Source organism: Streptomyces sp. NPDC004266 (genome assembly GCF_042874095.1).
Taxonomy (GTDB): Bacteria; Actinomycetota; Actinomycetes; order Streptomycetales; family Streptomycetaceae; genus Streptomyces.
This window is the reverse complement of record NZ_JBIAMM010000013.1, coordinates 188201-200423: the sequence shown is the minus strand read 5'-3', so window position 1 is coordinate 200423 and position 12223 is coordinate 188201. Positions and strand designations below refer to the sequence as shown.

8 protein-coding genes are annotated in these 12223 nt (G+C 73.7%); 6 read left to right on the top strand and 2 right to left on the bottom strand.

Going from position 1 to position 12223, the window contains the following annotated elements:
- The first annotated feature begins 92 nt into the window (after positions 1-92).
- From ACFYUZ_RS28655 to ACFYUZ_RS28640, 4 genes are all read left to right on the top strand, one after another.
- Positions 93-1688, top strand: coding sequence for a phytoene desaturase family protein (locus ACFYUZ_RS28655; protein ID WP_389313982.1), 1596 nt, complete (start codon positions 93-95; stop codon positions 1686-1688).
- 210 nt (positions 1689-1898) lie between these two features.
- Positions 1899-2933: an L-threonine 3-dehydrogenase gene (tdh, locus tag ACFYUZ_RS28650; protein ID WP_389313980.1), complete on the top strand. Its 1035-nt coding sequence runs from the start codon at positions 1899-1901 to the stop codon at positions 2931-2933.
- A gap of 3 nt (positions 2934-2936) precedes the next feature.
- A complete protein-coding gene (locus tag ACFYUZ_RS28645) occupies positions 2937-4136 on the top strand; it encodes a glycine C-acetyltransferase (RefSeq protein WP_389313978.1) in 1200 nt (399 codons plus the stop codon).
- Positions 4137-4162: 26 nt separating this feature from the next.
- Positions 4163-5071, top strand: coding sequence for a LysR family transcriptional regulator (locus ACFYUZ_RS28640; protein ID WP_389313976.1), 909 nt, complete (start codon positions 4163-4165; stop codon positions 5069-5071).
- A gap of 134 nt (positions 5072-5205) precedes the next feature.
- On the opposite strand, the gene ACFYUZ_RS28635 is transcribed toward ACFYUZ_RS28640, so the two are convergent.
- A complete protein-coding gene (locus ACFYUZ_RS28635) occupies positions 5206-7197 on the bottom strand; it encodes an exo-alpha-sialidase (RefSeq protein WP_389313974.1) in 1992 nt (663 codons plus the stop codon).
- Between the two features lie 263 nt (positions 7198-7460).
- The gene (locus ACFYUZ_RS28630; RefSeq protein WP_389313972.1) at positions 7461-9251 is read right to left on the bottom strand and encodes a serine hydrolase; all 1791 of its coding nucleotides are present in this window, start codon (positions 9249-9251) and stop codon (positions 7461-7463) included.
- 117 nt (positions 9252-9368) lie between these two features.
- Between ACFYUZ_RS28630 and ACFYUZ_RS28625 the strand changes: the two genes are divergently transcribed.
- On the top strand, positions 9369-10481 hold the full coding sequence (locus tag ACFYUZ_RS28625) for an NAD(P)H-dependent flavin oxidoreductase (RefSeq protein ID WP_389313970.1): 1113 nt from the start codon (positions 9369-9371) through the stop codon (positions 10479-10481).
- Positions 10478-12046, top strand: a complete 1569-nt coding sequence (locus ACFYUZ_RS28620) for an acyl-CoA synthetase (protein ID WP_389313969.1) — start codon at positions 10478-10480, stop codon at positions 12044-12046. Before ACFYUZ_RS28625 ends, ACFYUZ_RS28620 begins: the two co-directional genes overlap by 4 nt.
- Positions 12047-12223 lie beyond the last annotated feature (177 nt).

Below are 12223 nucleotides of genomic sequence, written 5' to 3'. Positions count from 1 at the left end.
GCCCGCCCGGCCGGCGCGGGCTCCCCCGGGCCGTGATCACGGCGCACGACGACGGTCTTCCCCCGGCGCGCGGGCCCGTGTGAGCATGAGCCATGACCGACCGCGACGCCCCGGCCCCCGCCCTCCCCCGAGCCCTCGGCTCCGCGCGAGCAGGGGGGGACCCCCAGTACGACGCCGTCGTCGTCGGAGGCGGGCACAACGGGCTCGTCGCCGCCGCCTATCTGGCCCGTGCCGGGCGCTCCGTCCTCGTCCTGGAGCGGCTCGGCTCCACCGGCGGGGCGGCCGTGTCGACGCGGCCCTTCGCCGGGGTCGACGCCCGGCTCTCCCGCTACTCGTACCTCGTCTCGCTCCTCCCGGAGAAGATCGTGCGGGAGCTCGGGCTGCGGTTCGCGGTGCGGAAGCGGTCCGTCTCCTCGTACACCCCCAAGGGCGACGGCGGCCTCCTCGTCGGCGGCGGACCCGACCGCACCCGCGCCTCCTTCGCCGCGCTCACCGGATCCGACCACGCGTACGAGGCCTGGGAGGCCTTCTACGCCCGCACCGGCGAGGCCGCCCGCCGGATCTTCCCCAGCCTCACCGAGCCCCTCCCCACCCGCGCCGAGCTGCGCGCCCGCGTGGACGACGCCGACACCTGGCGGATGCTCTTCGAGGAACCCCTCGGCGTCACCGTCGAGAAGACCTTCGCCGACGACCTCGTCCGGGGCGTGGTGCTCACCGACGCCCTCATCGGCACCTTCGCCGACGCGCACGACCCCACCCTGCTGCAGAACCGCTGCTTCCTGTACCACGTCATCGGCGGCGGAACCGGCGACTGGGACGTGCCCGTCGGCGGCATGGGCGCCCTCACCGACGCCCTCGTCGACGCCGCCCGCGCCGCCGGGGCCCGCATCCTCACCGGCCACGAGGCCACCCGGATCGAGACCGACGGCCACCGCGCCGCGGTCACCTACCGCACCGCCGACGGCGAGGGCACCGTCGAGGCCGGCCGGGTCCTCGTCAACGCCTCCCCGCAGGAGCTGGCCGTCCTGCTCGGCGAGGCGCCCCCGCCCGCCCCGGAGGGCGCCCAGCTCAAGGTCAACATGCTGCTGACCCGGCTGCCGAGGCTCCGCGACCGCTCCGTCGACCCGCGCGAGGCCTTCGCCGGCACCTTCCACATCGCCGAGGGGTACGGGCAGCTGGCGACCGCCCACGCCGAGGCCGCCGCCGGGCGCCTGCCCTCCGCCCCGCCGTCCGAGATCTACTGCCACTCCCTCACCGACCCGACGATCCTCGGCCCGGAGCTGGCCGCCACGGGCCACCAGACGCTCACCCTGTTCGGCCTGCACGCCCCCGCCCGGCTGTTCGCCGCCGACAACGAGGGCACGCGCGCGAAGCTCCTGGCGGCGACCCTCGCCCAGCTCGACGCCCACCTGGACGAGCCGATCGCCGACTGCCTCGCCCTCGACGCCGAGGGCCGCCCCTGCATCGAGGCGAAGACGCCGCTGGACCTCGAACGCGAACTGCGGCTGCCCGGCGGCCACATCTTCCACCGCGACCTCTCCTTCCCGTACGGGGAGGAGGGCACCGGCCGCTGGGGCGTCGAGACCCACCACGCCAACCTCCTGCTGTGCGGGGCGGGAGCGATCCGCGGCGGGGGAGTCAGCGGCATCCCCGGCCACAACGCGGCGATGGCGGCCCTGGGCCGGTAGCGCTCCGACGTCAGCGGGGCGCGTCTCCGTTCGGCCCCGCTGACGTCGCCCTCTCCCCGTCCGGGGTGTGAAGCTGATCTGCGAGCGCGCTTAAGAAATCCTCGATGGACCGCGGGCCTCGCGTACGGAAGATTCTCTTCCAGGGATCTTGGGCGCACAGTCGTGCCCGCACCCCCACATCACAGGACACGCACGTCGGGAGCCGTTGCATTGAAGGCGCTGGTCAAGCTGAAGGCGGAGCCGGGACTCTGGCTCACGGACGTGCCCGAGCCGGAGACGGGCCCGGGGGACGTCCTCATCAAGGTCAAGCGGACCGGTATCTGCGGGACCGACCTGCACATCCGCTCCTGGGACGGCTGGGCGCAGAAGACGATCGACACGCCGCTGACGATCGGCCACGAGTTCGTCGGCGAGGTCGTCTCCGTCGGCCGTGACGTCGCCGACATCAACGTCGGCGACCTGGTCAGCGGCGAGGGCCACCTCGTCTGCGGCAAGTGCCGCAACTGTCTGGCCGGCCGCCGCCACCTCTGCCGCGCCACCGTCGGCCTCGGCGTCGGCCGGGACGGCGCCTTCGCCGAGTACGTGGCGCTGCCCGCCTCCAACGTGTGGGTGCACCGGACCCCCGTCGACCTCGACGTCGCGGCGATCTTCGACCCCTTCGGCAACGCCGTGCACACCGCCCTGTCCTTCCCGCTCGTCGGCGAGGACGTCCTCGTCACCGGCGCGGGCCCCATCGGCATCATGGCCGCGGCCGTCGCCAAGCACGCCGGCGCCCGCAACGTCGTCATCACCGACGTCAGCGAGGAGCGCCTCGCCCTGGCGCGCAAGACGGGCGTCTCGCTCGCCCTCAACGTCGCCGAGCAGACCATCGCCGACGGCCAGCGCACCCTCGGGCTCAAGGAGGGCTTCGACGTCGGCCTGGAGATGTCCGGCAACCCGCACGCGATGCGCGACATGATCGCCAACATGACCCACGGCGGCAAGATCGCCATGCTCGGCCTGCCCGCCGAGGACTTCGCCGTCGACTGGGCGAAGATCGTCACCTCCATGATCACGATCAAGGGCATCTACGGCCGCGAGATGTTCGAGACCTGGTACGCGATGTCGGTGCTCCTGGAGGGCGGCCTGGACCTGAGCCCGGTCATCACCGGCCGCTACGACCACACCGACTTCGAGGCCGCCTTCGACGACGCGGCCTCCGGCAAGAGCGGCAAGATCATCCTCGACTGGACCACGGGAGCCTGACCCATGTTCGATTCCGTACGCGACTCCGTCCGCGCCACCCTCGAAGAGATCGAGCAGGCCGGACTGCACAAGCCCGAGCGGGTCATCGGCACCCCCCAGTCCGCGACCGTCGAGGTCACCGCGGGCGGCCGCCCCGGCGAGGTGCTCAACTTCTGCGCCAACAACTACCTGGGCCTCGCCGACAACCCCGAGATCATCGCCGCCGCCCACGAGGCCCTGGACCGCTGGGGCTACGGCATGGCGTCCGTCCGCTTCATCTGCGGCACGCAGGAGGTCCACAAGGAGCTGGAGGCGCGCCTGTCCTCCTTCCTCGGCCAGGAGGACACGATCCTCTACTCCTCCTGCTTCGACGCCAACGGCGGCGTCTTCGAGACCCTCCTCGGCGCCGAGGACGCGGTCATCTCCGACGCCCTCAACCACGCCTCGATCATCGACGGCATCCGCCTCTCCAAGGCCCGCCGCTTCCGCTACGCCAACCGCGACATGGCCGACCTGGAGCAGCAGCTCAAGGAGGCCACGGAGGGCGGCGCCCGGCGCAAGCTGATCGTCACCGACGGCGTCTTCTCCATGGACGGCTACGTCGCCCCGCTCGACGAGATCTGCGACCTGGCCGAGCGCTACGACGCCATGGTGATGGTCGACGACTCGCACGCGGTCGGCTTCGTCGGCCCCGGCGGCCGCGGCACCCCCGAGCTGCACGGCGTCATGGACCGCGTCGACATCATCACCGGCACCCTCGGCAAGGCCCTCGGCGGCGCCTCCGGCGGTTACGTCGCCGCCCGCGCCGAGATCGTCGCCCTGCTGCGCCAGCGCTCCCGCCCGTACCTCTTCTCGAACACCCTCGCCCCGGTCATCGCCGCCGCCTCCCTGAAGGTCATCGACCTCCTGGAGTCCGCCGGCGACCTGCGCGAGCGCCTCGCCGCCAACACGGCGCTGTTCCGCTCCCGCATGACCGAGGAGGGCTTCGACATCCTCCCCGGCGACCACGCCATCGCCCCCGTCATGATCGGCGACGCGGCCGAGGCCGGCCGGATGGCCGAGCTGCTCCTGGAGCGCGGCGTGTACGTGATCGGCTTCTCGTACCCCGTCGTGCCGCAGGGCCAGGCCCGCATCCGCGTCCAGCTCTCCGCCGCCCACTCGACGGAGGACGTGAACCGGGCCGTCGACGCCTTCGTCGACGCCCGCGCAGCCCTGCGCGACTAGTGTCCGCGGGCTGAGACACTAGGGGCATGATCGAAGCGCGGCGGTTGCACATCCTCCGTGCGGTGGCCGACCACCGCACGGTCACGGCGGCGGCCGCCGCGCTCTATCTCACCCCCTCCGCCGTCTCCCAGCAGCTCGCCGCGCTGGAGCAGGAGACCGGCCACCGTCTGGTGGACCGCAGCGCGCGCGGCGCCCGTCTCACCCCGGCCGGCGAGATCCTGCTCGGCCACGCCAACGCCGTGCTCGCCCAGTTGGAGCGCGCCGAGGCCGAGCTCGCCGCCTACGGCTCCGGCGACGCCGGTACGGTCACGGTCGCGGCGTTCGCCACCGGCATCGGGCTCGTGGTGGCCCCGGCCATCACCTCCCTCGCCCGCACCGCGCCCGGCATCCGGGTCCGGGTCCGGGACGCGGAGGGCGACGAGAGCCTGCTCATGGTCCTGGACCGGCAGGTGGACGTGGCCGTCGCGGTCGAGTACCGGGGCGCGCCGGGAGAGGACGACGACCGGCTCACCCGCGTCCCGCTCTACGCCGAGCCGTTCGACGCGGTCCTGCCGCCCGGCCACCCCCTGGCGGCCGGCGAACGGGTCGCGCTCGCCGACCTCGCCAAGGACACCTGGATAGGCCAGTCCGAGGGGAACCCCTGCCATGACGTGACCGTCCTGGCCTGCGAGTACGCCGGGTTCACGCTGAACCCGGAGCACTCTTCCGACGACTTCCGCGCCGTCGTCGCCCTCGCGTCGGCGTCCGCCGGCGTGGCGCTCGTGCCGCGGTCGGCCCTGCGCGGGATGGAACTCACGGGTGTGGCGGTCCGCCCGATCGAGGGCGTCGCCCCGACCCGCAGGGTCTTCGCCGCCGTCCGGCGCGGCGCGGAGGACCACCCCCTGATCAGCCCCGTCCTGACCGCCCTGCGCACGGCGTCCGAGAACGGCGCCTGACGGGCCCCGTCCGCCGAAGGCCGGAGGCGTACCGGCGGAGCGCCCGCTGGCCCCACCAGACGGGGGCCGTGGAAACCACGGTCTCCGTCAGGGACGGCGAAGTCCGGGCCGGCGACACGGAGGCCGTCGTCCGGCTACCAGACGGTGGAGAAGCCGAGCCGCAGCTTCTCCTCGCCGTTCCTCACGGCGAGGGAGCCGTTCTTCACGTCGGCCGCTTCGGCGTCGGTCAGTGCGGTGTTGAAGAGCCGCACGTCGTCCAGGGTGCCGCGGAAGAGCTGCGCCACACCGGGCGGCTGGTTGGGGAAGTCGGGCCGGGCGCCGATGTGGATGTTGAACTCCCCGGCCGGGGTGAGGTTCCGGTCGCTCGCCGAGGTCCCCGCCGGCACGGTCGCGGTGGCCGCGGTGCCCCCGTCCACCGCGAGGCGGAGGGTGAGGCCCTGGCGCGTGAACACGACGTGGTGCCACTGGTTGTCGTTGTACGAGGACGGGAGCGTCACCTCGGTGGTGCCGATGTCCGTGCCGACGGTGCCGCGCAGCACACCGCCGCCGGGTTCGGCCCGGACCGAGAAGTGCCGGCCCGTCATGCCGTACGCCCAGACGATCGGCAGCGTGCCGGTCGTGGCGTTGTGCCTGAACCAGGCCGTGACGGTGAAGTCCTTGTCCTCGACCCGCAGGGACGGCGAGCAGACGAGGCGCAGGTGGTCGTCCACGCCGTCGAACTCCATGGCGACGCCGTCGAGACGCGTTCCGAGCTGCGCCCCGCCGTGGACGACGGCGTGGTTGCCGGCCTCGCCGGGGGCCTTGACGCGCGTGTCGGAGGTGCGCGGACGGCGCAGCTCGGTCTCGGAGGCCTTCATGGCGTTCTCGGTGAAGGCGGCGAAGACGACGTTGCCGTGCGGGATGTTGCCGGCCGTCTCGTACAGGATGCCGACGGAGCCGTTCGGCAGCGACGTCAGGTCGGAGTAGCCGGTGCGGGCCGCCGAGACCAGGGTGCCGACGGTCTGCCAGGTCTTCCCCTCGTCGTACGAGGAGCGGACGGCCAGCTCGCGCCGGTCCTCCAGCGCGCTCGCGCCGAGGCGCGAGGCACCCGAGTACAGCAGCCGGTCGGGCTTCCCGTCCTGGTCCACGGCGTGCAGCCGCAGCAGCGAGCCGAACACCGGCGAGGTGTCCAGGTCGGCCACCTGGGTGAAGGGGGCCGCGAAGGAGGCGCCGCCGTCGGTGCTGACGGTCTCGAGCCGGTGCTCGTTGGTCAGGCAGTGCGTGGGCGCGGAGTTGCGGGCGTTGACGTAGAGGCTGCCGTCGACGGTCTCGGCGACCGTCGGCTCCCCCGGGTACGCACCCGTCTTGCTCGCCTCGGAGGTGGCGCCGAGGGACCAGGTGAGGCCGCCGTCGTCGCTGACGTACAGCTGGCCGCCGGCGGTCGTGTCGCCGCCGGCCGTGTGGTCGCCGGGGACGACCAGCCGGCCGTGGTGCTGTCCGCGGCTCAGCTGGATGCCGTGGCCGGGGCCGGTGGAGACCCAGCCCCAGCCGGCGGCCTTGAGCTGCGGCTGCGGCACGCTCGCCGACCAGGTCGCGCCGCCGTCCATGCTGTGGACGGCGTGGACCGAGCGCGGGTACCCCGTGCGGCTGGGCTTGGCCGCGTCGTGGTTCCAGTCGCTGCTGGAGTACAGGAGCGTGATCCGGCCGGTGACCGCGTCCACGACCGGCGCCGGGTTGCCGTGGGCGAGCTCGTCGGAGCCGCCGACGACGATCTGGAGGGGCTGCCAGGTCGCGCCTCCGTCGAGGGACCTCTTGAGCACGATGTCGTTGTCTCCGACGTCGTGGCAGCCGGTCGTCGTCAGCCGGGTGCGGCCCTCGGCGAAGGCGAGGAGGACACCCGTCCTGCCGGTGACGACGGCGGGGATGCGGGTGCAGTAGTAGTCCTCCCGCGCCTTGAACGGCGTGGTGGACACCTGCGTCGCGACCTCCGGCGCGGCGGACGCGGCCGTCGTCGACGCGGCGGCGGGCGCCTGCGGCGTGACCGCGAGCACGACCGCGGCCAGGACGGCGAGGGAGAGCGCGCAGAACCATGCGGACAGCGCGAAGCGGCGAGCGCCCGGTGGACGGCGCTCGGACAGGGGCAGCATGAAGGAGTACCTCTTCAGGCGAAGGCGGAGGCGACGGACGATGGGGCGGCTGGGCCGGGAAGCGGTTGTGCCGCGTCCGTCAGCGGGCCGGTTGCGGCGCCCCCCGCGCAGTGGAAGCACCGCGAACGGGCGACGCGACAGACGCCCGCCTCTGCGTTCGTCCCATCCCCCCCGGTGAGATCTCCCGGCGGTGACGCTACCTCATGTGATCACGTGTGCGCAGCCCGCTCCCCGGTCCGTCCCGACGGTTCGTCAACTCGGCCTCAATCGGCGGACCGGGTCCAGCCGTTCGCCTCGATCCGTGCCCCGTCGGCCGGCCGCGCCTCGTCGAACAGCGGCAGTCCCGCCTCGTCGAGCAGCCGCAGCCCGTCCACGTACGCTCCCCGTCCCACGTACCGCTGGTCGGTGGTGTACCGCCAGCGCAGCAGGGCGTTCGCCCCGGGCAGCGGCGCGGACACGGTGTGCCAGACGCGGCCGGACCAGCCGCCGGCCGTGCCCGTCGGGTGCTCGTCGCGTCCGTCGGTGGTGAAGGGCACCGGCCGCCAGGTCGCGCCGCCGTCGGCCGAGGCCTCCAGGGCGACCGGGTCGGCGCCCGGTTCGGTGTCCCACCACAGCGCGCACTCCAGGCGCGCGGCGCCGGTCACCCGAGGCAGCGTCAGGGTGGCCGTCGTGGCGCTCTCCATGCCGGAGAACCACGAGGCGCGGCCCCGGGCAGGGCGGACGGGGACGGCGCGGGCCAGCCGGTCCGCCGCGGCGACGCGCGGCGCGGAGCCGGAGCGCCAGGAGCGCACCGGGTGCACGGAGTTCCCGAGCACGATCAGGAACGCGTCGGTCGTCGGGTCGAGGACGAGGCTGGTGCCGGTGAAGCCGGTGTGCCCGGCCGTGCGCGGGGTGGCCATGGCGCCCATGTACCAGTGCTGGTGGAGCTCGAAGCCGAGCCCGTGCTCGTGGCCGGGGAAGGCGGTGTTGAAGTCGGTGAACATCAGTTCCACCGACGCGGGGGAGAGGATGCGGGCCCGGCCGTACGCGCCGCCGTTGAGCAGGGTGCGGGCGAGGATCGCGAGGTCCCAGGCGCGGGAGAAGACGCCGGCGTGGCCCGCGACGCCGCCGAGGGAGTGGGCGTTCTCGTCGTGGACCTCGCCCCACACCATGCCCCGGTCGAGGCCGGACCAGGGCGGGCGGGCGTCCTCGGTGGCGGCGATCCCCGGCCGCCAGGAGAGCGGCGGATTGAAACGAGTGCGGTGCATCCCCAGTGGAGCGGTGATCTCGTCGTGGAGCAGGGCGTCCAGACCGCGGCCGGTGATCTCCTCCAGGATCAGCTGGAGCGAGACCAGGTTCAGATCCGAGTAGAGGTACGTGGAGCCCGGCGGGTTCACCGGCGACTCGGCCCACAGCAGACGCAGCTTCCCCTCCCGCGTCGGCTCCCGGTAGAGCGGGATCCAGGACCGGAACCCGGAGGTGTGGGTGAGCAGCTGCCGCACGGTGACGTCCTGCTTCCCGCCGCCGCCGAACTCCGGCAGGTAGGCGGCGACCTCCTCCTCCAGTGCCAGCGTCCCGCGCTCGATCTGCTGCACCGCCAGGATCGAGGTGAACAGCTTGGAGACCGACGCCAGGTCGAAGACGGTGTCCTCGGTCATGGGGACGCGCCGCTCCGGCGGCAGCTCGATCCCCGTGTCGGTCTTCTCGTCGTACGCCGCGTACCGCACGGCCGAGCCGATCGCCCGGTGCAGGGCGACGGTCCCGCCCCGCCCGGCGAGCAGGACGGCGCCCGCGTACCAGGGGTGCGTGGGGGAGGGCGCGAGGAAGCGCTCGGCGTCCGCGACCAGCCCGTCCAGGTGCGGCGCGAGCAGCCCGGCGCGCTCCGCGGAGCCGCGCCGCAGCGTGGTCCGCCGCGCGGACCCGCGCACGGCCCCGTACGGGACCCCCGCCCCCCGCTCCGGAGAGGCCGCCGCCCCCGGCACCGCACCGATCACCAGCGCACCTCCGAGGGCCAGCACCCCGCCGCCGAACGCGCGGCGGCTCGGCCCTCCGTCTCGCTTCACACCGTCCGTCATGCCCACCCTCTCCCACACGGGGCGGCGGCGAAACGCCGACGTGCCGCCCGCAAAGAATCTGACGCTGCATCAGAAAATGTCTTCCCTCCGCCGCGCCGCTGCGGCATCCTGCCGCCCATGAAGACGGAGCTGAGTCGCACACTGGGGATCGAGCACGCCATCTTCGGCTTCACGCCCTTCCCCGCGGTGGCCGCCGCACTCACCAGAGCCGGCGGGTTCGGCGTCCTCGGCGCGGTCCGCTACACCGCGCCCGACGACCTCGCCCGCGACCTCGACTGGATGCAGGAGCACACCGACGGCCTGCCCTACGGCCTCGACGTCGTGATGCCCGCGAAGAAGGCGGTCGAAGGCGTCACCGAGGCCGAGATCGAGGCCATGATCCCCGAGGAGCACCGGGCCTTCGTCCGCGCCACCCTCGCCAAGCACGGCGTCCCCGAACTGGCCGAGGGCGAGGCCTCCGGCTGGCGGATCACCGGCTGGATGGAGCAGGTCGCCCGCAACCAGCTCGACGTGGCCTTCGACTACCCGATCAAGCTCCTCGCCAACGCCCTCGGCTCACCGCCGCCCGACGTCGTCGCCCGCGCCCACGACCACGGCGTCCTCGTCGCCGCCCTCGCCGGCAGCGCCCGCCACGCCCGCCACCACGCCGACGCCGGCATCGACGTCGTCGTCGCCCAGGGATACGAGGCGGGCGGCCACACCGGCGAGATCGCCTCCATGGTCCTCACCCCCGAGGTCGTCGACGCCGTCTCCCCGCTGCCCGTGCTCGCCGCCGGCGGCATCGGCAGCGGCGAGCAGATCGCCGCAGGGCTCGCCCTCGGCGCCCAGGGCGTCTGGCTCGGCTCGATCTGGCTCACCACCACCGAGGCCGAGCTGCACTCCCGCGCCCTCACCGACAAACTGCTCGCCGCCGGCTCCGGCGACACGGTCCGCTCCCGCGCCCTGACCGGCAAGCCCGCCCGCCAGCTCCGCACCGAGTGGACCGACGCCTGGGACGACCCGGCGGGGCCCGGCCCGCTGCCCATGCCCCTCCAGGGACTCCTGGTCGCCGAGGCCGTCTCCCGCATCCAGAAGTACGAGGTCGAGCCGCTCCTCGGCACCCCCGTCGGACAGGTCGTCGGCCGGATGAACTCCGAGCGCAGCGTCCAGCAGGTCGTCGACGACCTCACCCGCGGCTTCGAGAAGGCCGTCGACCGCATCAACCGCATCGCCGGACGGAGCGCCCGATGAGCAACGGTCCCACCGGAACCCAGCCCCCCACCGGATTCTGGGCCCAGGCCGCCGCCGACCCCGGCCGCACCGTCCTCGTCGCACCGGACGGCGAGGAGTGGAGCGCCGGCCGGCTGCACGCCGAGGCCAACCGGCTGGTCCACGGCCTGCGCGCCGCCGGGCTCGAACGCGGCGACGCGTTCGCCGTCGTCCTGCCCAACGGCCCCGAGTTCTTCACCGCCCACCTCGCCGCCACCCAGGCCGGCTTCTACCTCGTCCCCGTCAACCACCACTTCGTCGGCCCCGAGATCGCCTGGATCGTCGCCGACTCCGGCGCCAAGGTCCTGGTGGCGCACGAGCGCTTCGCCGAAGCGGTCACCCTCGCCGCCGACGAGGCCGGGCTCCCGCCCACCCACCGGTACGCCGTCGGCACCGTCCCCGGCTTCCGCCCGTACGCCGAACTGCTCGAAGGGCAGGACGGATCCGCGCCCGCCGACCGCACGCTCGGCTGGGTCATGAACTACACCTCCGGCACCACCGGCCGGCCCCGGGGCATCCGCCGCCCGCTCCCCGGCAAGCTCCCCGAGGAGACCCACCTCGGCGGCTTCCTCGGCATCTTCGGCATCCGGCCCGCCGACGGCAACGTCCACCTCGTCTGCTCGCCGCTCTACCACACCGCCGTGCTCCAGTTCGCGGCCGCCGCCCTGCACATCGGCCACCCGCTCGTCCTCATGGACCGGTGGGCACCGGAGGAGATGCTCCGGCTCGTCGACCGGTACGCGTGCACCCACACCCACATGGTCCCCACCCAGTTCCACCGCCTGCTCGCCCTCCCCTCCGAGGTGCGGGAGCGGTACGACGTCTCCTCCATGCGCCACGCCATCCACGGTGCCGCGCCCTGCCCCGAGCACGTCAAGCGGGCGATGATCGAGTGGTGGGGCCGGTGCGTCGAGGAGTACTACGCGGCCAGCGAGGGCGGCGGCGCCTTCGCCACCGCCGAGGAGTGGCTCAAGAAGCCGGGGACCGTCGGCCGGGCCTGGCCCATCAGCGAACTCGCCGTCTTCGACGACGACGGCAAGCGGCTGCCGCCCGGCGAACTCGGCACCGTCTACCTCAAGATGAACACCGGTGGCTTCCGGTACCACAAGGACGAGGAGAAGACCGCGAAGAACCGCATCGGCGACTTCTTCACCGTCGGCGACCTCGGCGTCCTCGACGAGGACGGCTACCTCTTCCTCCGCGACCGCAAGATCGACATGATCATCTCCGGCGGGGTCAACATCTACCCCGCCGAGATCGAGGCGGCGCTGCTCGCCCACCCCGCCGTCGCGGACGCCGCCGCCTTCGGGATCCCGCACGCCGACTGGGGCGAGGAGGTCAAGGCGGTCGTCGAGGCGGCCGAGGGATACGAGCCGGGACCCGCCCTCGCCGCCGAGATCCTGGCCCACTGCGGTGACCGCCTCGCCGGCTTCAAGCGCCCGAAGTCGGTCGACTTCGTCGCGGCCATGCCCCGCGACCCGAACGGCAAGCTGTACAAGCGGCGCCTCCGCGACCCGTACTGGGAGGGCCGGGAGCGCCCGCTCTAGGGGGTGCCCGTTCTAGGGAGTGCCCTGTCCAGGAAGTGTCCTGTCCAGGAAGTGTCCTGCCGGTCGGGGCCGGCGCGCGGGGGCCGGCCCCCCCCCCCCCGCCCCCCCCCCGCCCCCCCCCCCGGCCCCCCCCCCCCCGGCCCCGCCCGCCCCCGGGGCCGACGCCGCCCGGGCCCC

Bases quoted from the DNA above. Each gene is read 5' to 3' on its own strand.
- ACFYUZ_RS28630 (WP_389313972.1), bottom strand. From the start codon at position 9,251: ATGACGGACGGTGTGAAGCGAGACGGAGGGCCGAGCCGCCGCGCGTTC.
- ACFYUZ_RS28625 (WP_389313970.1), top strand. From the start codon at position 9,369: ATGAAGACGGAGCTGAGTCGCACACTGGGGATCGAGCACGCCATCTTC.
- ACFYUZ_RS28655 (WP_389313982.1), top strand. From the start codon at position 93: ATGACCGACCGCGACGCCCCGGCCCCCGCCCTCCCCCGAGCCCTCGGC.
- ACFYUZ_RS28620 (WP_389313969.1), top strand. From the start codon at position 10,478: ATGAGCAACGGTCCCACCGGAACCCAGCCCCCCACCGGATTCTGGGCC.
- ACFYUZ_RS28640 (WP_389313976.1), top strand. From the start codon at position 4,163: ATGATCGAAGCGCGGCGGTTGCACATCCTCCGTGCGGTGGCCGACCAC.
- ACFYUZ_RS28635 (WP_389313974.1), bottom strand. From the start codon at position 7,197: ATGCTGCCCCTGTCCGAGCGCCGTCCACCGGGCGCTCGCCGCTTCGCG.
- ACFYUZ_RS28645 (WP_389313978.1), top strand. From the start codon at position 2,937: ATGTTCGATTCCGTACGCGACTCCGTCCGCGCCACCCTCGAAGAGATC.